Raw genomic sequence first — 22,629 nt, forward strand, 5'->3', positions numbered from 1 at the left:
ACTTTGGGAGTTGACCGATGGCCATCTCGACGCAGACGGAACTCAAGAAGGGGCCACTGGACGGGATCACCGTGCTGGATTTCTCACGGGTACTCGCCGGGCCTTATTGCACCATGGTGCTGGCTGACCTGGGCGCACGTGTCATCAAGGTGGAGAAGATCGGGACCGGAGACGATACCCGCGAATTCGGTCCCTTCGTGGAGGGAGAAAGCGCCTATTTCAGCTGCTTCAACCGCAACAAGGAAAGCATCGTGCTGGACATCAAGTCGCCTCGTGATCGCGAGTTGCTTGAGCGCCTGCTGGATGAGGCGGATGTGCTGGTGGAGAACTTCCGTCCCGGGGTAATGGACCGCCTGGGCTATGGCCCTGAACGCCTGGCCAGAACGCATCCTCACCTGATCTATTCCTCGATCTCGGGCTTCGGGCACACCGGCCCCTTCAGCGAACTGCCCGGCTACGACATGGTCGTGCAGGCCATGGGCGGCATCATGAGCCTGACCGGCTGGCCTGACGGTGAGCCTGCCCGCGTGGGGACCAGCTTTGGCGACCTGAGCGCGGCGCTGTTTGCGGCGGTGGGCATTCTCGCATCGCTTTATAGCCGCACTCGGGATGCCCAGGGCACGCGGGTGGATATCGGCATGCTCGACTGCCAGGCGGCGCTGATGGAAACGGCGCTGGCGCGCTTCGATATCGAGGGCAAGGTGCCGCATCGCACCGGCGATTGCCATCCTTCGCTGGCGCCGTTTGAAAGCTTCAATGCGCAGGATGGCAAGCTCGTCATCGCGGCCGGCAACGACACCTTGTTCCTGTTGATGGCCGATGCCATCGGCGCGGCGCGGTTGGCCTTCGATCCGCGTTTTCTCAGCAACGACATGCGCTGCAGGAACCGTCCGGAACTGGTGATCGAGATGGAAAAAATCCTGGTGCAGCAGCCGGTTCAGCATTGGGTGGATCTGCTCAATGAGGAGGGCGTGCCGTGCTCGCCGATCAATACCATCGACAAGCTGTTCGATCACCCTCAGCTGAAGGCCCGCAACATGATCGTTCAGGTCCAGGGCAAGGCCGGCAAGCCATTCAGGACGGCGGGCAATCCGATCAAGCTCACGGGGCGCCGGGACATCGACAGTCAGGTGCCCTGCAGTGCGCCGGGCCTTGGCCAGCATCGCGAGGCGATTCTGGACGAGCTGATGGCACGCCATGGTGCCTATCATCTTCCCGAATCTGACCGCCAGAAGCACGGCGGACAGACTGTCGAGAATGGTAGCGAACAGACAGTCGAGAATCGCAGCGAGAATGGCAGCGCACACAAGGCCAGTCCGGCTCGCAAGTCATCAGGTACCGCTGCGAAAACGCGCGGCGCAGCGCCAGACGCCTCGTCATCCAGTGACGCGTCATCGCCCAGTACCGCAACGTCCTGCGATGCGCAGCAAGTAAGCGGCTAGGCCAAATTTACGCAGAAGTTACGCCAGGGCTCACGCCAGAGTGACGCCACCCGACATCGGGAGACAAGAATGAACAAGATGGTGAAATCGCAACCCCAGGCCAAACAGCCGGCGTCTGACGCGCCGGAGCCGGAAACTCTCGAGATGATCGTCGTCGAGCGCCGCGAGCGCGTCGGGTTGATCATCCTCAATCGCCCGAAAAGCCTGAATGCGCTCAACCGCCAATTGGCCGAGGAGACGCTTGCGGTCCTCCGCGAGCTGGACGCCGACCCGGGCATCGGCGCCATCGTCATCACCGGCAATCCCCGCGCCTTTGCTGCCGGCGCGGACATCGAGGAAATGGCCGAGAAGTCTTTCACTGATTTCTACATGGATGACTTTCTCTCGCCCTGGGACGAGGTGCGCAGGATTTCCAAGCCGATCATCGCCGCCGTCAGTGGTTTCGCCCTCGGTGGCGGCTGTGAACTGGCCCTGCTGTGCGACTTCATCATCGCCTCGGAAGACGCCCAGTTTGGCCAGCCGGAAATCAAGCTGGGCATCCTGCCGGGCATCGGCGGATCACAGCGCCTGGCCCGTTCGGTCGGCAAGGCAATGACGATGGATATGGTCTTGACCGGCCGCAACATCGGCGCTCAGGAGGCCAAGGAGATTGGCCTGGTGGCGCGGGTCGTGCCCAAGGATGAGCTGATGCAGAACGCGCTCGAGGCCGCGCATACCATCGCGGGCTACAACACGCCGGCGGTCAAGATGGCCAAGTCAGCCGTCAACACGGCATTCGAGACCCCGCTCAATGAAGGGCTTCGCCAAGAGCGTCTGCTCTTTCAGGCCGCCTTCGCGACCGAGGGGCAGAAGGAGGGCATGAGCGCCTTCGTTGCCAAGCGAGCGCCGGTCTTCCGTCATCGCTAGGCCCCGGGGTCTGGCAAGTTCGATGTTCATTCACCGCACCCCTTGCCCGGGTGCCAGCGGAGGCCATGATGCCCTTTGTCACGATCAATGTTCTGAAAGGCAAGTCTGATGCTTATCGCAAGGCGATTGCCGATGAGGTCAATGCCGCCGTCATCGAGACCCTGGATTTCCCGGCAGATGATCGCTACCAGGTGATCCATGAATGTGCCGATCAGGACCTCGAATTCCAGTCACGCGATCAGGACCGCGTGATGATGCATCTGGTGATGCGCAGCGGAAAGCCGGACCAGGCCAAGAAGGCGTTCTACGCCAGAGTGGTCGAGGCGCTGGGCAGAAACCCGGGGATTGCCCCCGGCAACGTCTTGATCACGATCTCGGAAAATCACGATATCGATTGGTCATTCGAGGATGGCATTGCGCAATTCTGTCCGGATTGAGCGGGGCTGATGAGCCTCGGCATCGTTTGTGCCGTGTCTGAGACGTGACGGCAATCGATGTGACGCGTCAGAGATTTCGGCTTTAGACAGCCATACCCTTTAGCCCCTTTCAACACCATGCGTTGAGTGGTCCACCAGCGATACGCCAATCGCGGTGGGCCTCGCCTAAACACCGAACCGCATAACCACAATAACGGTGATCAACATGAGCAGTTCTGCGCCCAAGACGTCTTCCGGTAGCGGGAGCCCGACACGCGAGCCCCGCGCCTCCCACAAGGCCCGCGACGAGATCGACTGGCGGGTTTTCCTGCCCTCGGTGCTCGTCATCGCTGGCCTCATCATTCCCATCATCCTGTTTCCAGAATCCGGTGAGGCTGCCGTCAATGCGGCCTTCGCCTTCGCGACCGGCAATTTTGGCTGGCTTTACCTGCTGGCGGGCTTCTCCGTCGTCGTGTTCCTGATCGGTCTGGCGTTCAGCCGCTACGGCAACGTCCGTCTGGGCGGCCCGCAGGACACACCGGAGTTCTCGTATTTCAGTTGGGTCGCGATGATCTTCGCCGGCGGCATCGGTATCGCCATCGTCAACTGGGCGTGGGTCGAACCGATCTACTATTTCACCGGCCCGCCATTTGACGTCAAGGCCGGCAGTGATGCGGCCGCCGAGTGGGCGTTGGCCTATGGCCAGTTTCACTGGGGGCTGACGCCCTGGGCGTTCTATTGCCTGCCGGCGATTCCCATCGCCTATTCCATGTATGTGCGCAACCGCCCGGGCGTGCGTCTGTCCGTGGCCTCCAGCGGCGTGCTCGGCAAGCGTGCCGATGGCTGGTGGGGCGTGTTGCTGGATGCCGTGGTGGTGTTCGGCATCGTCGGCGGTGTCGGCACCTCGCTGGGGCTGGCGGTGCCGCTGGTATCACGCCTGCTTGGCGATCTGCTGGGCATCGAGCCGTCCTTTGCGCTCAATCTGGGAGTGCTGCTGATCTGGACGGCGATCTTCTCCGCCAGTGTGTGGTTCGGGCTGGCCAAGGGCATCAAGATTCTCTCCGACATCAACGTGATTCTGGCCATCGCCTTGCTGGCCTTCACCTTCATCGCCGGCCCATCGCTGTTCATGGTCGAAGGCTGGGTCAACAGCCTCGGTACCATGCTGTCGAGCTTCGTGACCATGAGCCTGTGGACCGACCCGGTGGGCGATTCGACCTTCTGGAAGGATTGGACCGTCTTCTACTGGGCCTGGTGGATCGCCTACGCGCCGATGATGGGGCTGTTCGTCGCCCGTATCTCGCGGGGGCGCACCATCCGTGAACTGATCATCGCCGAGCTGGTGTTCGGCTCGCTGGGCTGCTGGGTATTCTTCGCGGTCTGGGGCGGCTATGCGCTGGACCTGCAGGTGAGTGGCACCCTGGATGTCGCGGCCGCACTCAGCGACGGCGGTATCCCCGGCGCCGTGTCCGCGATTCTCGCCACGCTGCCGTTCTCCGAGCTGATCACCGCAAGCTTCATCCTGCTGTGCTTCATCTTCCTCGCCACCACCCTGGACAGCTCGGCCTATGTGCTGGCGTCGGTGACCACCCGTGAACTCTCCGGCTATCAGGAGCCCAAGCGCAGCGTGCGCCTGATCTGGGCCTTCCTGATCGCCGGTGTCGGGGTGGCATTGATCCAGCTGGGCGGCCTCAAGGCGGTGCAGACTTCCACCATCGTGGTTGCGCTGCCGATGATTCCGGTGCTGTTCATCCTGACCTGGTCGCTGGTGCGCTGGTTGCGCCAGGACTTCGCGCGCAAGGTGCTGGAACCGCATCTGGTGCTGGAGACCCCCAGCCCGCGCGATGACGCCAAGCCTCGCTGAGTGCACTTTTTCCTGTCTCTCTCAACACATGACGCTCACCGGGGCTGACGCAACCCGCATGCCCCCCCGGACAGAAGGACCGCACCGATGACAATCCACTCCGAAACCCGCCTGCCGCTGACTGACGTCAAGGTCATCGATTTCGGTCAATACATGGCGGGCCCGGCCGTCGCCATGATCCTCGCCGACCTGGGCGCCACCGTGGTTCACGTCGACCCGCCCGGCGGGCCGATGTGGCAGTCGCCGGCCAATGCCACGCTCAATCGCAACAAGCTGATCGTCTCGCTGAACCTCAAGTCAGAGGAGGGCGTCGAGCAGGCGCTGGCGCTGATCGAGGAGGCCGATATCGTGATCGAGAGCTTCCGTCCCGGGGTCATGAAGCGGCTGGGTATCGATTTCCAGGCCCTACGCGAGGAGCGCAATGAGCTGATCACGCTGTCGATTCCCGGCTTTGCCTCCAATGACACCCTGCGCCGCGACTGGCGCGCCTTTGAGAGCGTGATCGCCGCCAATTCCGGCGTCTTCACCGACATGGGCCTCAACCGGGTGCTGATGGGCATCAACCCGTCCTTCTCGCCGCTGCCGCTGGGTTCGGCCTACGGCACCATGCTGGCGGCTTCCTCGGTGGTGCTGGCGTTGCAGGCCCGCGAGCGGACCGGCATGGGCGACGAGATCGAGGTGCCGCTGGTCTGCGCGCTGATGGAAGGGCTCTGCTACAACTCGATCAAGATCGAGGGCCTGCCGGAGCGCTACAAGACCCAGCGCGAGAAGGAGATCGAACGTCGGCGTATCGAAGGCCAGCCGATGAATCTCGACTACGACGAGCTGCAAGAGCTGCTCGATCCCTTCTATCGCAGCTACAAGTGCAAGGATGGCCGCATGTTCTATGTGGTCTGTCCGAGTCATCGCGAGCACGCCAAGCGCTGCCTGAAGGTACTGGGCCTCTACGATGAGCTGGTCGCCGAAGGCATGAGTGAGGAGCCGGATACCTATCGCCCGAGCAGCGAATGGCAATCCGACATGTCGCTGGGCGTCTATCCGTTGCCCAAGTCCTGGGCGGACCATATCGCGGCGCGCATGAAGGAAGTCTTCCTCACGCGCACCTCCAAGGAATGGGAGAAGATCTTCGGCAAGGGCAAGTTCCCCGGTGCGCCGCAGCGCTGGCTGCAGGAGTGGATCCACGATGACCACGCCGAGACGGCGGGCCTGATGGTCGAGGTCGAGGACCCGGAATTCGGGCTGATGATCCAGCCCGGCCCGATGGTGTGGATGGCCGACAGCGGCCAGGAAATGCTGACGCCCAGGCCGCGGCGCTGGGTGAGCGTCACCCATGCGCTGTCGGTGTTGACCCGCATCGAGACCAAGCTGCCACGGGTGCGGGCACGCAATGCCCGCGATGGCTGGCTGGAAGGCGTCAAGATTCTGGATCTGTGCAACGTGATCGCCGGGCCGCACTCGGTGGCGTATCTGGCGCGCTTCGGTGCCGAGGTCATCAAGGTCGACCCGGCCAAGCCGTTCTATGACTGCTGGAATACCGTCATCTTCGGCCTGTCGCACATGCGTTCCAAGCGCTCGCTGCTGACCGACGTCAGACAGCCCCGCGGGCGCGCCATCCTGGATGAGCTGATTCGTCAGAGTGATGTGGTGGTCTGGAATGCCACCGACCGGCAGGTGGCCTCCATGGGACTGAGCGAGGAGGCCATGCGCGAGCTCAACCCGGATGCCGTCTTCTGTCAGCTGGACTGCTTCAGCGGCGTGCTGCCCGGGCCACGCACCAACTACCTCGGCTATGACGATCTGGTGCAGGCCACCACCGGCATCATGCTGCGCTTCGGCGGCAGCATGGATACCCCGGAAGAGCACGCCCACGTCGGCACCATCGATGTCATGTGCGGCTTTGGTGCATCGCTGGGGATTGCCACCGCGCTGTATCGCAAGCTCAAGACCGGCCGCACCTCGCGCATCAAGACCTCGCTGTCGGCGTTGAGCGGTCTGGCCCAGCTGCCGTTCTGCTATGACTATGAGCGCCGTGGCCTGTTCGACGAGCCCTCCGGTCGTGAGGCGACCGGCTACGATGACCTGGCGCGTTTCTATTCGGCCTCCGATGGCATCCTTCTGGTCAGTGCCTATGAATCGGAGCTGGAGAAATTCCGCAAGGTCGAGGGGCTGGAAGAATTGCCGGAAATCCCGCGTGAGGAGCGCGCCGCCTACCTGGCACCGCGTTTCATCAGCGCGCGAGCCAATGACTGGGTCGAGCGACTGCAGGCGGCGGATATCGCCGCGGCCGTGTGCGAGAACCTGGAGACATTGCGCTCCTACAATGTCCACCCGGCTGGCGAGCGGACCGGGATCGATGCCGGCAGTTATTCGTTCTCGGTCTACTCAGACCACCCCAGCGGTCACGAGATCACCCAGCTTGACCCCTACGCCATCCGTCCGCGGCGTGGGCGCATCTACCCGCTGTCGCCGGCCGAGAAATACGGCGCCTCGACTCGCTCGGTGCTCAAGGGGCTTGATCACAGCGATGAAGAGATCGATCAGTTGATCGAGGAGGGCGTGGTATCCGAAAGCTGGAGCGAGGAGTACCTGCCAAGCTGACCCCGCCATAAGGTGCCTGTTCACCGAGGGCCACCGACTGAAGGCAATCGATAGCGCCCTGGACGTTTAAACGCCCTATCTCGTGATTCACGAGGTGGGGCGTTTTTGTGACCCAGTACGTCAGCCAGTGCTGATCGCTCAAGGCCGGCTTGTCTGACCCTGGGCTTGCCGGGGGCAGCTTACGGCGCATGAGAAGTGCTCAAGCGCTGAGCCTCTTTTGACACGAGGTGAACGTCGAGGCTTCTGCGTGTGACGTTGGCGCATCGGCTGGCGAGACCCTCGCGAAGCAAGGGGCGGAAAGACTGTCGCGTCAGGTGCTGGCTTCTGCGTGACAGTCGCCGCTCATGAGCGCTTGAGACCTACAGGCCGCCGACATTGACGTGTCGGCGGCCTGTTCGCGTCTGGTGGAAACTTGGTCGAGGAGGGCGCGAAGGAGGCATGAGGAGAGCGCGAGGAGGGGGAGCGCGCAGCGCAGGGTTAATGAATGAAATTCATGTTTACATGAGAAAATACCGTGTCGCGATTCATGATCCCCGCGGTTGCCGGGAAAGTATAATGCGCGTGGAATAAAAAAATGTATAATACCGCGCTCTTTTCATTACGAAAAATTATTGAATACAGCGAATTGTCCGAGCAAGAGCGACGTCTCGCCCCTCTTGCTCGGGCTTTCTCACTAAGGTGGTAGTCGTGCAAGAAGCAGTTCCCCCCGCCAGTGATGGCGATCATCTGGACCCGCGTGTCTTCATCCCCGCCGTATTGGTCATCCTGGCCTTCATCGGCCCGGTCATCCTGTTCCCGGATGCCAGCACCGCGCTGATCAATGCCGCTTTCTCCTTCGCCACCGGCAAGTTCGGCTGGCTGTATCTGGTGGCCGGCCTGAGCGTCGTCGGATTCCTCATCTGGCTGGCCTTCAGCCGCTACGGCAACGTCCGCCTGGGCGGGGCAGAGGACACGCCCGATTTCTCCTACTTCAGCTGGGTGGCGATGATCTTCACCTGCGGGATGGGGATCGCGATCGTCAACTGGGCGTGGGTCGAGCCGATCTACTATTACACCTCGCCGGCCTATCACGTGGCGGCCAAGAGCCGTGAGGCCGCGGAGTGGGCGCTGGCCTTCGGTCAGTTCCACTGGGGGCTTACGCCGTGGGCCTTCTACTGCCTGCCGGGCCTGCCGATCGCCTACTCCATGTACGTCAAGAAGCGCCCGGGCGTGCGTCTGTCCGTCGCCTCGCGCGGTGTGCTGGGCCGTCATGCGGATGGCGCCTGGGGCGTGCTGCTGGATTCCATCGTCGTATTCGGGATCGTGGGCGGCGTCGGCACCTCGCTGGGGCTGGCGGTACCGCTGGTGTCACAGCTGGTCAGCGGCATCCTCGGCATGGAAGCCAATTTCGCCATGGAAGTCGCAGTACTGTGCATCTGGACGGCGATGTTCTCCGCCAGTGTCTGGTTCGGCCTGGCGAAGGGCATCAAGATTCTCTCCGACGTCAACGTGATCCTGGCGATCTTCCTGCTGGCCTTCACCTTCATCGTCGGTGACTCGCAGTTCATGGTCGAAGGCTTCGTCAACAGCCTCGGCAAGACCCTGGGCAACTTCATCCCGATGAGCCTGTGGACCGACCCGGCGGGGGATTCCACCTTCTGGAAGGACTGGACCGTCTTCTACTGGGCCTGGTGGATCGCCTACGCGCCGATGGTGGGCCTGTTCGTGGCCCGTATCTCGCGCGGCCGTACCATCCGTGAGCTGATCATCGCGGAGCTGGTGTTCGGCTCGCTGGGAACCTGGGTATTCTTCGCGGTGTGGGGCGGTTACGCGCTGGACCTGCAGATCAGCGGCGCGCTGGATATCAAGGCGCTGCTGGACAGCGGCGGTATTCCGCTGGCGGTGGAAGGCATTCTGCAGACCCTGCCGTACGCCAAGCTGGTCACGGTGGCCTTCATCCTGCTGTGCTTCATCTTCCTGGCGACCACGCTGGACAGCTCGGCCTACGTGCTGGCCTCGGTGACCTCACGCAAGCTGTCCGGGTATCAGGAGCCCAAGCGCTCGTTCCGCTTGATCTGGGCCTTCCTGATCGCGGCCGTCGGCGTTGCGCTGATCCAGTTGGGTGGCCTGCAGACGGTGCAGACCTCGACCATCGTGGTGGCGCTGCCGATGATTCCGGTGATGCTGATTCTGGCGCTCTCGATGCTGCGCTGGCTCAAGAATGACTTCCCCAAGGAAGAGCTGAATCCGGTACTGGTCATCGATGACATGCCGGCCTTCCAGCGCAAGCCGAAGAAGACGAATCGTCAGGCGTAACCGCTATGCGCTGAAAGAGACGGCGCAAGACCTAACGACAAGGGCCCCTCAACATGAGGGGCCCTTGTCGTTTCTGGCGTATGCAAACGCCTGACAGGGCGCAGGTTTGGCCTGGCTCAGGCATACCATGCCCGGTCCTTCGCTCGGCCATGTCTCTCGGTCCTTTCTCTTGGTCATCTCAGGCAGGGACGAGCAAGCCATATAGCGCTTGGCGAGAGGCGCTCAACAGTAGGCTCTCAGCAACAGGCGGCCGGCAGCGGACGACAAGGCAAAAAGGGGGAGTGGGCTGACGATGGGCCTTGATTCGTGCGTATTCGAGGTGGGCGACGGCCAGCATCGAGTATCTTGAGCCGCGCGGATTGGATGACAGGACGCAACAATCCTGGCCTGAACGGCTGGCCCTCAGGCCTTGGGTTGGCGGTCTCTCGCTGGGCGATTGATGAGGGAGGAGTTTGCATCTGACCTGAAAACCGCAGCAGCGCGACACCTGTATGCATGAACATGCAGCAAGTCGTGGCCGTCGTGGCGGACGCCACCCCGGGTTCCTCGCTGACGGGATGAATCAACTGGTGCTTATATTGCAACACGTTAGGTTTTCGCTATTCCCTGGTTAGTTATTATTTATTTTTGCTATGGGAACTTCTCGCCAATACTCCTCGCCCCGTTACTCCCTGATTTAACGAGGAATTTGCGAGATGCTGAACGTACGTTTTCCCATGAAGACCCTGACGGCCGTGATGGCGCTGGGCCTTTCTGCCAGCAGTCTGGCGCAGCAGGAAGTGATGACTCGCTCCAATGGTGCGCCGGTCGGCAACAACCAGAACTCCCTGACCGCCGGCCCGAACGGCCCGACGCTCCTGCAGGACCACCACCTGCTGGAGAAGCTGGCGCACTTCGAGCGCGAGCGCATTCCGGAGCGTGTCGTCCACGCTCGTGGTACCGGTGCCTACGGTGAGTTCCGTGCCACCGCGGACCTGACCGACCTGACCGTCGCGGCACCTTTCCAGGACAAGGGCCAGGTGACGCCGGTCTTCGTGCGCTTCTCCAGCGTGATCAACAGCAAGGGCTCGCCGGAAACCCTGCGCGACCCGCGTGGCTTCGCCGTCAAGTTCTATACCGAGCAGGGCAACTGGGACATCGTGGGCATCAACTTCCCGGTGTTCTTTATCCGCGATGCGATGAAGTTCCCGGACATGATCCATGCGCTGAAGCCGGACCCGCGTACCAACCTGCAGGACCCGAATCGCTACTTCGATTTCTTCAGCCATATCCCCGAAAGCACCAACATGCTGACCTACCTCTACTCGCCGTTGGGGATTCCGACCAGCCTGCGTGAGATGGATGGTTCTGGCGTGCATGCCTTCAAGTTCGTCAATGCCGAAGGCGACTGGAAGTACGTGAAGTTCACCTGGAAGTCGCGTCAGGGTAACCACGGCATGACGCCGCAAGAAGCCGCCAAGGTGCAGTCCACTGACTTCAACCATCTGACCGATGACCTCTATACCCATCTGGATGCCGGCGATGACCCGGTCTGGGATCTCTATATCCAGACTCTGGATCCCAGCAAGCTGAACAGCTTCGATTTCAATCCGCTCGATACCACCAAGTTGTGGCCGGAAGACCTTATCCCTGCCCGCAAGGTCGGTGAGCTGACGCTGAATCGTACGCCGGACAACTTCTTCCAGGAAACCGAGCAGGCGGCCATGTCGCCGGCCAACCTGGTGCCGGGTGTCGAGCCGTCCGAAGACCGCATGCTGCAGGGGCGTTTGTTCGCCTACGCCGATGCCCAGCGTTATCGCCTGGGGGCCAACTTCATGCAGCTGCCGGTGAATGCGCCCAAGAATGAGGTGCACAACAACCATCAGGACGGCGCGGGTTACTCCAAGCCGCGTTCCGGTTCCATCAACTATCAGCCGAGCCGCAACGCCGACTCGCTGGTGGATGACAGCCAGTACGAGTACAAGCGCTACACCCTGAATGGCACCACCCAGCAGCAGCCGATCGGCAAGCAGCAGAACTTCGCTCAGGCCGGTGAGCTGTATCGCTCCTTCTCCGAGCAGGATCAGGACGCTCTGATCCAGGCGCTGGGGACTGACCTGGGCAAGGTCAAGAACGAGGAAATCCGCGAGATCATGGTCAGCTACTTCTACCAGGCCGACCACGAATACGGTGAGCGTCTGGCCAAGGTGGCAGACGTCGACATGGACGACGTGGAAGAGCTGATCGAGGACTGAGACATCTGAGGCAGCGGCTGAAGGCAAAGCGTATGAAGAAAAGCGTGATGCGATCGAGATCAACCGCTGCCTGGAAGTCCCGGACCTGTTTGACCCGGCAGGGGAGCTTGCGCTCCTCTGCCGGCCGGCACACGAGCGAAAGACGAGAGAGGAGCGCAAGATGCATACGATGCGAGCCACAGCCCCCAGCGGGCAGCAACACGGCCTGGGCAGAAGATGGCTGGCGGTGTTGGCCAGTCTGCTGATGATGGTGATGGCGGGGCAGGCTGTCGCGGCTGGCGACATCGATATCTTTGACGCCGCACGCGATGGCGACAATGCCGCGATCCGGGAATATGTTCAGCAGGGCGGTGATCTCTCGGTCACCAATTCCCGCAGCTATACCCCTTTCATTCTCGCGGCCTACTACGGGCATACCGACACCCTGGCGCTACTGAAGTCCGCCGGAGCTGACGCCTGTGCACTCGATGAGAAGGGCAGCAATGCCTTCATGGGCGTGGCGTTTCGCGGCTTTGACGAGACAGCCAGATGGCTGATCGCCAATACCGACTGTGATGTGAATCATCGCAATTACAGTGGCCAGACGGCGCTGATGATGGCGTCTCTGTTCGGCAATGAAGACATCATCAAACTGTTGCTGCAGGCAGGGGCGGACCCCTCGATCCAGGATGCGCGTGGCAATACTGCGCAGTCATTGGCGGCGGCCCAGGGCCTGTCACGTATCGTGACGCTGGTGAAGTTCAATATGTGAGGTCAGGCGTGGCCAAGGGTGGCCAGTGAAGCCTGTTCGGGGAATCTGTTGGCTGACAACGCGCTTGGCTCACAGGCCCTTGGCGCCACCAACCTGACGTTCTATCGATTTCACGTTCTATCGATTTTACGTTCCAGCAATCTTGAGCTTTATCAATCTGACGTTCCGCAAAGCACAAGTCTTGCAGAACTGACCAACCCAACGCAAAAGACGAGAGGTGACATCATGAATGCCATGAAAGTACTGTGTGTGACAGCTGCGCTGTGTGCTGTGAGCAATGCGGCATTTGCCGACAATGGCGAAAGCGACACCCGTGTCCGTAAGGCATTGAGCGAGAGTCGTATCATGGGGCAGGCGCAGCCGGCCGAGCGCAGCACGCAAGTCTATGTGGAAAGCGGCATGAGTGTGGCGGCGGGCAGGGTGCAGCATGCCTTGAGTGAAGAAGGCAGCCGCGGACATGCTCGCAAGTGGGCCATTGAAGACAAGAATCACGCGACGGATTTCGTGAATGATGCCGGCAAGAGTGTTCCCGCCACCCGCATCGAACATGCCTTGAGCGAGAGCGCCTGACAGCCGATATCACCTCCGGGATGGAGTGTGCGTGACATCATGGTCGAGTCTTCCTGAGCGCTAGCTGCCAGCCAGCAATGATCAGCACGACACAATAACGTGAAGCCCGCCATTTGCGGAAAGACGCTGGACCATGACGATGTCATCTTGCTCCCGGAACCGGCAGGAACCCTTCAGCAAGGATTCTTGTTGAATCACGCTTTCAATCGCTGACGCCCGAATGTCTTCAATCGGGCTGACTCAGCGGATCAGAGTCCTTGCTCAAGCGCTCCTCGCGCCTATATCACTACCGACTGTGCCCCTCCCATTACCCCCAGTGTTGTGATCTGATCAGTCCTTCACGCATCTCACCGAGAACATGCCATTCTTGCCAAGTGTCGCTCGGCGGATCTCGCCCTTGTGCGGGTTCCACCAGGAGTAGGCCAGAGTTCTGGCCAACGCTTTGGTCGGCGTCGCCTCACTGCGGGTCCAGAATTCGGCATAGGCGCCCTGGGTGATATACCAGCCCTTCCACTTCACGCCCGCCGGTCTGGCAGAAAAGCCGGTGAGATTGATGCGTGCCTGATCGAAGGACGTCAACAGGGAGTCGGGCTGAGCCGCCTTGAGCGTGATGGCGATATCATCATCGCCACGCCAGCCCGTCGAGTCGATCTCCTTTTCTGCAATTCCGATGGCGCGTTCCAGCGCTTTCCAGTCCTCATCCGAGGCGACTCTCCAGCCCGCCGGGCAAAGATTGCGAGCATCACTGACATCGTGCCAGTCATACAGACGGCCATATGATAGCAGGTTGTCGGGGTCATCCTCGGGGATGAATGCCGTCCGGATGGGCGAGCCATCCTGGTAGCGAGTCGTTCTGAGGTTGTCGGCAAGCCAGGTCTGAGCGCCGATCTTCACGGTGTGATAGGTATTGCCTTCACTGTCCTGAATCGAGGTCTCCGGCTGGATGATCTCGTCATAAAGGCGGTTGGCAAACGACATGTTCGGAATCATCATCAGAAGACCTGTCACTACCAGTGATACCTTCATGGGATTCACTTCCCTGAAGATAGGCGGGAAGGTCGGTGGTCGGCTCAAGGTCAAATCGACCAGCTCAACTGCGTTGCCTTCTCCGAGACTTGCCATAGCCGGGCCATGACGCTCTTCTCCAGAACGAATGCCCCCAATTCACACTCGCCCACCGGCCCGCCGAAATTCATCAGCCCCGTCGGGCCATGGTAGGCCCGCTGCCTGAGAGTCTCCTCGGTGGCGCACATGACTTCCGGGTAAGCGCCTTTCTCGGCCGTCTGCGCCATGCCCGTCTTCACCATCACTGCCCAGCTGAGTCGAGTCGCCAGATTGGCGTTGTCACGAATCAGTGAGGTGTTGGACGCGCCCGGATGGCAGACAAAGACGTTTACCTGTCGGCCTGCGGCCTCAATCCTGTCCTGCAATTCATAGGCGAACATCATCTGTGCCAGCTTGCTGTGGCTATAGACCTTGTTAGGGTGATAGTTGTGCTCCCAGTTCATGTCATCGAACTGGATGGTTTTCAGGCCCATCTTGTGGCCTTCACTGGAGACCACGACGATCCGCCCGTTGGAGGCATCGATACGCTCGAACAGCAGCCCACACAGCAGGAAATGCCCGTAGTGATTCACGCCCAGCTGACTTTCGAAACCGTCGACGGTGAGTTGCTGTCGGGAAACCTGAGCGATGGCGCCATTGCAGATGAGGGCATCGATCTGCGGGACCTTCTCCAGCACTTCCGCGGCCGCGCTGCGCACGCAGGCCAGCTCCGCCAGATCCATGCGTATGTGACTGACATTCGCCGCGGGGCCAAACTCCTCTTGCAGCGCCGCGATGGCCGCCTCTGATCTGGTCGGGTTGCGATTCAGCATCACGACGTCGGCCCCCTTGCTCAGCAATATGCGCGTCGCCTGAAAGCCCGCGCCGCTATTGGCGCCGGTGATGAGATAGGTCTTGCCGACGAGCGAGCCGATTCTGTCCGGGGTCCAGCCCTTGGGGCCAAATGGGGTGTTGCGAGTCATGGTCAAGATCCTGATGGCAGGTGTGCGACGGTTGCGCTCGGGACACGTCAGGGGCGCGCACGACAGCTGCGTTTGGCTTTGCGTACGGTCGTATCCTGCGAGCCTTGCGAGTCTGGTGCGTGTTTGCTGTAGAGACACTATAAGTATCGAGAAGGGCGGTATATAGGCGCTATAGTCGCTAAAACTTGCCTATTCGTATCGGTTGGAGAGGGCGGCTAGCGGCATTCGCGAACGGGAGTGCTGGTGGCTGCGACAGGCAAAGCGAGTCACACCACGAGCAGCCTGTCTTGTGCGCCAGGCATGAAAAATCCCGCCTCAGGGGCGGGATTCTCGTTGCGGGATGTCATGAGACGGGGTTTCACGAGCCGAGGGGCATGGTGCGGGAACTGAGGGAGAAGGCGCGACGTCGTCTAGTACTGCGCAGCGAGCTTCTGGGAAATCTGTGCCACCAGCCTCGGCAGTTCGCGCGCGTGGTGCATGCGCAGTGCGCCACGCGGCGTTTCATGGCCGTCGTCGTGATGGGCGAAGTGGATGACCTGCATACCGGCATCCAGCCCTGCCTGTACCCCGACGATGGCATCATCGATCACCACGCAATGTGATGGCGAAAAGCCCATCTGCTCGGCTGCGAGTCGATAGATGCGCGGGTCCGGCTTCCACACGCCCAGGGTATAGGCGCTGTAGATATGGCCATCGAAGAAGCGCGCCAGGCGTGTGGTATCGAGTGCCAGACGCACCTTGCGCTCAGGCCCGTTGGACACCACGCCACAGGGGTAGCCTTCAAGCTCCATCAAGGCGGCTGCCATGCCGGGCATCGCCGTCAGGTGTGCCTTCATCAACTCTTCCAGCAAGGCCCGCATCTCGCCTTCCATGCGCCGTGTGGGCTCTTCTTCCAGAACGCCATGAGCTGCCTCCAGCGTGCGCACGATGCTCATGAAGCGCATGCCGCGAAACTCGTTCATGTAGCGGTCGCTGGTAAACGGCAGACCATAGCGGGGCAGGGTGCTGGACATGGCCTCGGCGAGGAGGATTTCGCTATCAACCAGGGTGCCATCGGAATCAAACAGCAGGCAGAGTTCAGCCATTGATGCCTCTCGTGGGCGTCAGGAATGTGTGGCCTTCGACCTTAGCAGGTTCCCGCTCGCTGTCACCATGTCACGCAGCAAGAGTTGCCGAAAGCGCGCTTGGCAGTGGAGAGAAGCGTGATAGGCATATGAGATTTTCGGCATTAAGATGAGAATGCTTCTCGATCATATTCTTGTTGACAGTATCAACCATCTGACAATATAGTTGACCTATACCAACCATATGGTGAGTGACACATGAGTCAGGCATCACTCAATGATGTGCTGCATCAGCTGATGCATGTCTATCGCAGGCAGCTTCGTCTGGGCATCCAGCGCTACCGGCTTGATCTGCCTGTCACGCACATTCGGGTGCTGAAGGGCATTGGCCGTACCTCCGAGTGCACGGCGCACAAGATCGTGCAGCATCTGGGGCAGGACAAGGCGCGCGTGACGCGGGTGCTCAATGAATTGATGACGGCGGGATTGATCGTCAAGACGGAAAATCCGCAGGACCGTCGCAGCCTGTTTCTCGCCCCTACCGAGGCGGGCCACGACATGCTCAAAGAGATTGAAGCCCTGGAAGATGAGACCGCTCGGCGGATGGCGGGAGACCTCAGCGATGAGGAGGTCGCCACCTTCCTGAAAACGGCATCTGCCATGATCCACAATACAAGCGAGTGTGAAGCACGCGATGCTGAACAACTTGAAGGCGTTTGCCAGAGGAGTGCGCAAGATGGGTAAGCCCGCAATGCGAGAGCTTGAAGTGATTCGTTCCACCCCGGTGACGGAGCATATGCTGCGCGTCACCCTGGGCGGGGAGAATATCGGCTCCATCCCCGAGGGGCAGGAGAGCGCCTATATCAAACTGGTGTTTCCGCGCGGGGAAGGCGAGCGCCCGATGATGCGCACCTATACCATTCGTCATCAGCGTGCGACCGAGATCGATGTCGACTTCGCGCTGCACGACCACGCCGGCCCGGCATCTGCCTGGGCCGTCAGCGCCCAGCCCGGGGATCGCATCACCATCGGCGGCCCGGGGCCAAAGAAGCTGATCAACATGCAAGCCGACTGGTTCCTGCTGGCGGGTGACATGACAGCCTTGCCGGCGATCAGCGTCAATCTGGCCGAGCTGCCGGCAGACGCGCGCGGCCACGCCGTCATCGAGGTGACCAGCGAAGCCGATATCCAGACGCTTGAGCATCCGGCCGGCATCGAGCTGCACTGGGTCATCAATGCGCAGCCGGACCCGAGCGGCCAGCCGCTGCTGGACAAGATCGCCTCCTTGCCGAGCCTGGAGGGCCAGGTATCTGTCTGGGCGGCCTGTGAATTCGGCAGCATGCGAGCGCTGCGTGCTCACCTCAAGCAGGTGCATGAGATCCCCAAGTCCCACTTCTATGTCTCCAGCTACTGGAAGATCGGGCAGTCAGAAGACGGCCACAAGCTGGCCAAGCAGCAGGATGCCGAGGCGGAAGGGGCGAACTGAAGCCTGAGTCAGTGACGCCATCCAGCTCCAGAGATGGCAATGCCCCACAGGCCAGGCCTGTGGGGCATTTTTTCGTCAGCTGATCGTGAGCTGATCGCGAGCTCTTCGTGAAGTCAGGGGCTGGGTCAGAAGCGGTAGCTGGCACCCAGGCGGACGTCACGGCCCGGCTCCAGCATGCTGTCACCGCTGCTGAGCAGGTAGCTGCTGTGGTCGCTGTAGCGTTTGTCGAACACGTTGTTGACCGCCAGTGTCAGGGTCAGATCCTGATATGAGGTGGGTGTCCATTGGGCGCGGATATCGTGCGTCACGTAGCCCGGCTTCTCCTCGTCGCCTTCTGCCACACGTTCCAGACGTTCCACCGCGTTCAGGGTGTAGCCCAGGGTGACGTTGTGGTTTGGCAAGCGGTACTGGTGATCCCAGGTCCACTTGTCGCCGGTGGAGGCGCCGATGTTCATCTCGTCACCCAGCGGGTCGCCGTCGTTGTTCTTCATCACCACCTTGGCATAGCCCAGACGCGTGTCGTAGCCGCCCACGCCCCAGTTCAGGCTGGCTTCATAGCCACGGCTCTCGACTTCGCCCTCCAGGTTGTAGAGCACCGCCGGATCACTGCCGCGATCATAGGCCTGATAGTTCTCGATATCGGTATGGAAGCCGGTCAGCGCGAAGCCGAGGCGATCTCCCGCCATCAGGGCATCGCGCTGATGCCAATCCAGACCGATCTCGCGCTGGCGAGCGCGTTCCGGCTCAAGCCCCTCCGCGATGGTGACATCATCGCCGATCAGGATCACTTCACGTGCCTTGGCACCGCGAATGGCCTCGCCGTAGCCGGCATGCAGGGTGAGATTGTCAGTGGCATCGACACTCAGAATCGCGTTGGGGGAGACCTCGCTGCCACTGACGCTGCCCGCCTCGCCGTAATCACTGTCGTAATCATCCAGCCGCGCACCAACGGACAGGGCCCACGGGCCCAGCGTCATGCGGTTCTGGGCGTAGACTCCCAGGTTGCGTGAGGTGTCTTCGTTGTTGGGGCCGGCGCTGCCTGCGTCATCGGAGCGACGAGTGTCCTGATCATAGAAGTCCACGCCAGTGGTTAGCGCATGTGCCACGTCACCTGTCTTGAGGCGCAAGGTGTTGCGAACATCCGCGCCGAATTCGCGGGAACGGCTGGTGCTGCCGGCCTCGACACGATCCAGTTCCTGGGTGGTGTGATAGAGGGTGGTTCTGGTGTCGATCAGGTCATTGCCCGGGTGCCAGGCATGATTGACGGTGAAGGTCTCGCGCTCCATTTCCTGATAGGTCGGCTGCTGACTGCTGAAGCTCGGCATGTGCGGACGCGTGAAATAGGTGCCGTGATCGGTGGTGCGCTCGGCGCTGATGCGCAGGTCCTGATCATTGACGTCCAGCAGTGACATCTTGAGCAGGTAGCCGCGCTGCTGGCCTGCGGTCTGTTCCTGCTCACCGCCACCGCCAACTTCATAGTCATCGCTGTTGCGGCCGCTGACATATCCCATCAGACCAAGATTCTCCCCCAGACGACCATAGAACGCCGTGGTGCCGGAGGTGGCGTCCGCCGCACTTTCGGTGCCGACGGAGACGCGTGCGCCCAGGTCCTGACCGGGCTTGAGCAGGTCCTGCGCATCCTTGGTCTCGAAGCGGAGACTGCCGCCAAGTGCGCCCGGGCCATCATCGGCGGTCGCGGGGCCTTTATCGACTTCCGCCTGCTTGAGCAGTGCCGGGTCAATGGTCAATCGACCGGTATGGTGGAAGAGGTAGCCGCCCTGACGCGCGCCATCGATGGTGACGTTCAGGTTGGTGTCTTCCAGGCCGCGTACATAGACCTTCTGGCCGATGGCGATGCCACCGCCGACACTGACGCCCGGTTCGGCGCGGAACAGGTCTTCCAGGTCGCGTGCCTGACGCTGATCGATCTCATCAGCGCTGATCACGACATTCTGTTCGAGACGGTCTTCGCTGATGACGAGGGTGGACATGTCGTCAGCCGAGGCGTGGCCCGAGAGGCTCAGGGTCAACGCACTGGCGGAGAGGACGGCTGCGGTAAGCGGATGGAGGCGGAGGTGCACGTGAGATCCCTTGCTTTGAATAGTTATATGTTGCGGATGTCAATGCTAATCGTTCTCAATAATGAATTGCAAGATTCTTGCACAATTCTTGCCTGCAAGGTCTGCTGGCGTCGTATCGGGGAGACAGGTCGCGATCGAGTTGCTCGCGCAAGGCATGCCACGTGCAAGCCGATAGGGTTGCTGGATAAGGGGTGCTAAAGAAGGGGTGCTGGATAAGGGCTGCTAGATAAGGGTTGCTGGATAAGGGCTGCCGGATATCGGTGCGCTCTGTATCGTGCTCGGTTATCGTGGCAAGCCACGCCCCCTTTTTTGACCCCCGTCACGTGAGGCACCAGAGTGGATCAAGCAGAAGCACTGTACGAAGCCGTCAATCAGCTCATTCGTGTCCATCAGTTTCGCGACAGGGAAAGCATCTGCCACCACAACGTCTCCGTCGCTCAATGCTATGCGCTGGAGACGCTGGTCAAGCGCGGACCGCTGAGACTGCAGGCGCTGGCGGACGAGATGTACCTCGACAAGAGCACGACAAGCCGGGTCGCCGACTCGCTGATCCGCAAGCATTACGTGCGCAAGATCGAGGACCCCAACGACCGGCGTGCCGTTGAGCTCTCGCTGACCCCGGAGGGCAGGGCGCTGTACCAGCAGATACACGCCGAGCTGGTCGCGGAAGAGGCCTCAATGATCGAGGGCCTGTCGCCGGAGGTCGTGGAGGGCGCAGTGGCGCTGCTCAACAAGCTGACCCTTGCCGCGCGGCAGCGCCTGGGTGACTGATTGAGCGCCTGGGAGTAGACATTAGCGTGGAGGGATACTAGGTTTGTTGTCACTGACAACATATTGCTGCGAGAGACTGCCATGAGTCGTGATATCACAAGCCTGCCGGTGGCCATCATCGGCGCCGGGCCGATAGGGCTGAGCGCCGCCGTCCATCTGCTGGAGGCAGGGTTGGAGCCGATTCTCTTCGAGTCGGGCGCGCACGCAGGCGCCAACCTGGCCAGCTGGGGACATGTGCGCATGTTCTCGCCCTGGTCATGGAATATCGACGCTTTAGCGGCCGAGTTGCTGCAGGAACAGGGTTGGCAGGCCCCGGACGCTGCTGCCTATCCCACCGGGGCCGAGTTTCTCGACCGCTATGTCGCACCGCTCGCCGCGCACCCGTCGATCAGCTCGCGCCTGCATGTCGATAGCCGCATCACCCATGTCAGTCGACAACAGCATGATGTGCTGCGCAGTGGCGGACGCGATGAGGCGCCCTTCGTGCTGCGCGTCGAGGGGCCTGACGGCCCGCGCGATGTGCTGGCCCGCGCGGTGATCGATGCCTCCGGCACCTACCAGACCCCCAACTGGATCGGGGCGCACGGCATTCCCGCCATTGGTGAGCAAGCGGCGGCCGAAGTCATCGCCTATGGCGTGCCGGACATTCGCGGCACACAAGCGGCTGAGTATGCCGGCAAGTCGGTACTCGTGATCGGCAGCGGCCACTCGGCGCTGAATGCGCTGCAGGACCTGATCGCGCTGGCAGACCACGAAGCGGGGATGCGAATCGTCTGGGGTGTGCGCTGCGCCAATATCGAGGAGGTCATCCGCCCGGCGCCCAATGATGAGCTGGAGGAGCGCAAGGCGCTCGAACTGCGTATCAAGGCGCTGCTCGAGGAAGGGCGGATCGAGGTAGTGACCGGGCTGGCCGTCGAGGCGATCGATCATCAAGCGGGGCGCTGGGTCGTACAGAGTGGCGGACACCGGCTGCCAGCGGTGGATCGCATCATCGCGGCCACCGGCTTCCGTCCCTCTCTGGGGCTGCTGTCTGAATTGCGTGTCTCGCTGGACCCCGCGACGCAGAGCCCTATCAAGCTTGCGCCGCTGATCGACCCCAACCAGCACAGCTGTGGGTCGGTGCCGGAACACGGCGCGGCCGAACTGCTGCATGCCGAGCCAGGCTTGTTCATCCTCGGCATCAAGAGTTACGGCAGAGCGCCGACCTTCCTGATGCGCACCGGCTATCAGCAGGTCAGATCCGTGGTGGCCGCGCTGGCAGATCCCGCCTCCATTCGCCCGGCGCCTACATGCAATGCCCCAGCTACCCGCAACGCCTGCTCTGCCCCTGCCTGATCGTCGCACGCCGGTTTGGAAGTGTGATGTATGGGCGTGATGTGTTGGCAGTAGTGGTGATCGGCGGCTGATACCGCGATACCTGAAACGCCCCACCCACTAAATGCGGTAGTGGGTGGGGCGTTTCGTATTTCAAGGCTTATAAGCGATCATCGTGGGGTTCGTTACAGCCCAAATAGGCGGAAAGTTTTCTGGCGAAGTTGTTCGCGGTGATAATCGTTGATCAATGGAAGGTCGTAGCAGGTCACGCCTTCAATATAGATGCCCGTCACCTTCTTGTTATGGTTGTGCGCAGAAAGCGTAATGCGTTGTGCGCAATCTGGCGCCAGTCGTGGGATAAGACTGGACTCACTCACCATGTCTTCGAATCGCCCCTGAGCAAACTTGTATTGCACTCTCTGATTACCCACGAACTGGTAGCCATCCGTGTCTGTCCATTCGAGATAACGTGCTGAGTGCCCGAGTGACCCTGCAATCACCATCATCAGAGCAGTATTGTCATCATCGGTATTCCAGGCGACAGCTTCTCTTCTGACATGTGCATTGCCCTCCGTTGATGCACTGGCGAACCCTTCACGAGAATCAGAACTGTCCTGTCCTACCAGCTTGAAGCCCTCGGGTTGATTGACCCGCTCGATGGGGTAACCCGGTGAAAGAAAAGCGTGCTGCGTCTTGTCATAACTGGGAGGTGTGGACTGCAAGGCTGCACAACCAGAGAGCAGGAAGAGGGCGGCGAGGCTGGCAAAGGACTTCATGTGACATTCCCTGTCGTTTCCATTGGCTCCGATC

At 61.1% G+C, this 22,629-nt stretch carries 18 protein-coding genes; 13 read left to right on the forward strand and 5 right to left on the reverse strand.

Annotated features, from left to right (window positions below; translation table 11 throughout):
* Positions 1–17 precede the first annotated feature (17 nt).
* The 9 genes from QD280_RS06465 to QD280_RS06505 all read left to right on the forward strand — a co-directional run bounded on the left by QD280_RS06465 (position 18) and on the right by QD280_RS06505 (position 13,076).
* On the forward strand, positions 18–1,442 hold the full coding sequence (locus tag QD280_RS06465) for a CoA transferase (protein ID WP_279838684.1): 1,425 nt from the start codon (positions 18–20) through the stop codon (positions 1,440–1,442).
* A 144-nt stretch (positions 1,443–1,586) separates the two neighbouring features.
* Entirely contained in the window at positions 1,587–2,348 is a 762-nt protein-coding gene (locus QD280_RS06470; protein WP_131433075.1) for an enoyl-CoA hydratase-related protein, read from the forward strand.
* Between the two features lie 68 nt (positions 2,349–2,416).
* The gene (locus QD280_RS06475; RefSeq protein ID WP_131432289.1) at positions 2,417–2,785 is read left to right on the forward strand and encodes a tautomerase family protein; all 369 of its coding nucleotides are present in this window, start codon (positions 2,417–2,419) and stop codon (positions 2,783–2,785) included.
* A 205-nt stretch (positions 2,786–2,990) separates the two neighbouring features.
* Positions 2,991–4,628 carry a BCCT family transporter gene (locus tag QD280_RS06480; RefSeq protein ID WP_215823029.1) on the forward strand — a complete coding sequence of 546 codons (1,638 nt, stop codon included), beginning with the start codon at positions 2,991–2,993 and terminating at the stop codon, positions 4,626–4,628.
* Positions 4,629–4,715: 87 nt separating this feature from the next.
* Positions 4,716–7,226 carry a CoA transferase gene (locus QD280_RS06485; RefSeq protein ID WP_279838685.1) on the forward strand — a complete coding sequence of 837 codons (2,511 nt, stop codon included), beginning with the start codon at positions 4,716–4,718 and terminating at the stop codon, positions 7,224–7,226.
* Between the two features lie 687 nt (positions 7,227–7,913).
* Complete coding sequence (locus tag QD280_RS06490; RefSeq protein WP_279838686.1) at positions 7,914–9,521, forward strand: BCCT family transporter; 1,608 nt, start codon at positions 7,914–7,916, stop codon at positions 9,519–9,521.
* A 695-nt stretch (positions 9,522–10,216) separates the two neighbouring features.
* The gene (locus QD280_RS06495) at positions 10,217–11,755 is read left to right on the forward strand and encodes a catalase (protein WP_279838687.1); all 1,539 of its coding nucleotides are present in this window, start codon (positions 10,217–10,219) and stop codon (positions 11,753–11,755) included.
* 160 nt (positions 11,756–11,915) lie between these two features.
* Positions 11,916–12,506, forward strand: coding sequence for an ankyrin repeat domain-containing protein (locus QD280_RS06500; RefSeq protein ID WP_279838688.1), 591 nt, complete (start codon positions 11,916–11,918; stop codon positions 12,504–12,506).
* An 18-nt stretch (positions 12,507–12,524) separates the two neighbouring features.
* On the forward strand, positions 12,525–13,076 hold the full coding sequence (locus QD280_RS06505; protein WP_279838689.1) for a hypothetical protein: 552 nt from the start codon (positions 12,525–12,527) through the stop codon (positions 13,074–13,076).
* A gap of 330 nt (positions 13,077–13,406) precedes the next feature.
* Here the strand turns inward: QD280_RS06505 and QD280_RS06510 are convergent, their stop codons facing one another.
* The 3 genes from QD280_RS06510 to QD280_RS06520 all read right to left on the reverse strand — a co-directional run bounded on the left by QD280_RS06510 (position 13,407) and on the right by QD280_RS06520 (position 16,188).
* Positions 13,407–14,102: a fibrobacter succinogenes major paralogous domain-containing protein gene (locus QD280_RS06510; RefSeq protein ID WP_279838690.1), complete on the reverse strand. Its 696-nt coding sequence runs from the start codon at positions 14,100–14,102 to the stop codon at positions 13,407–13,409.
* Positions 14,103–14,152: 50 nt separating this feature from the next.
* Positions 14,153–15,103 (reverse strand): SDR family oxidoreductase, encoded by a 951-nt coding sequence (locus QD280_RS06515; RefSeq protein WP_279838691.1) that lies wholly within the window; start codon positions 15,101–15,103, stop codon positions 14,153–14,155.
* A 410-nt stretch (positions 15,104–15,513) separates the two neighbouring features.
* Complete coding sequence (locus QD280_RS06520) at positions 15,514–16,188, reverse strand: HAD-IA family hydrolase (protein ID WP_279835576.1); 675 nt, start codon at positions 16,186–16,188, stop codon at positions 15,514–15,516.
* A gap of 276 nt (positions 16,189–16,464) precedes the next feature.
* Between QD280_RS06520 and QD280_RS06525 the strand changes: the two genes are divergently transcribed.
* On the forward strand, positions 16,465–16,911 hold the full coding sequence (locus tag QD280_RS06525; protein ID WP_279833068.1) for a MarR family transcriptional regulator: 447 nt from the start codon (positions 16,465–16,467) through the stop codon (positions 16,909–16,911).
* Positions 16,904–17,653, forward strand: a complete 750-nt coding sequence (locus tag QD280_RS06530) for a siderophore-interacting protein (RefSeq protein ID WP_279833070.1) — start codon at positions 16,904–16,906, stop codon at positions 17,651–17,653. Before QD280_RS06525 ends, QD280_RS06530 begins: the two co-directional genes overlap by 8 nt.
* 125 nt (positions 17,654–17,778) lie before the next feature.
* Here the strand turns inward: QD280_RS06530 and QD280_RS06535 are convergent, their stop codons facing one another.
* A complete protein-coding gene (locus QD280_RS06535) occupies positions 17,779–19,734 on the reverse strand; it encodes a TonB-dependent receptor (RefSeq protein ID WP_279838693.1) in 1,956 nt (651 codons plus the stop codon).
* 336 nt (positions 19,735–20,070) lie between these two features.
* On the opposite strand from QD280_RS06535, the gene QD280_RS06540 reads away from it, so the two are divergent.
* On the forward strand, positions 20,071–20,505 hold the full coding sequence (locus QD280_RS06540) for a MarR family transcriptional regulator (RefSeq protein ID WP_054557127.1): 435 nt from the start codon (positions 20,071–20,073) through the stop codon (positions 20,503–20,505).
* Between the two features lie 81 nt (positions 20,506–20,586).
* The gene (locus tag QD280_RS06545) at positions 20,587–21,840 is read left to right on the forward strand and encodes an FAD-dependent oxidoreductase (RefSeq protein WP_279838694.1); all 1,254 of its coding nucleotides are present in this window, start codon (positions 20,587–20,589) and stop codon (positions 21,838–21,840) included.
* Between the two features lie 164 nt (positions 21,841–22,004).
* Here the strand turns inward: QD280_RS06545 and QD280_RS06550 are convergent, their stop codons facing one another.
* Positions 22,005–22,595: a hypothetical protein gene (locus tag QD280_RS06550; protein WP_279838695.1), complete on the reverse strand. Its 591-nt coding sequence runs from the start codon at positions 22,593–22,595 to the stop codon at positions 22,005–22,007.
* Positions 22,596–22,629 lie beyond the last annotated feature (34 nt).

Source organism: Cobetia sp. 1AS1 (assembly GCF_029846435.1).
Lineage (GTDB): Bacteria > Pseudomonadota > Gammaproteobacteria > Pseudomonadales > Halomonadaceae > Cobetia > Cobetia amphilecti.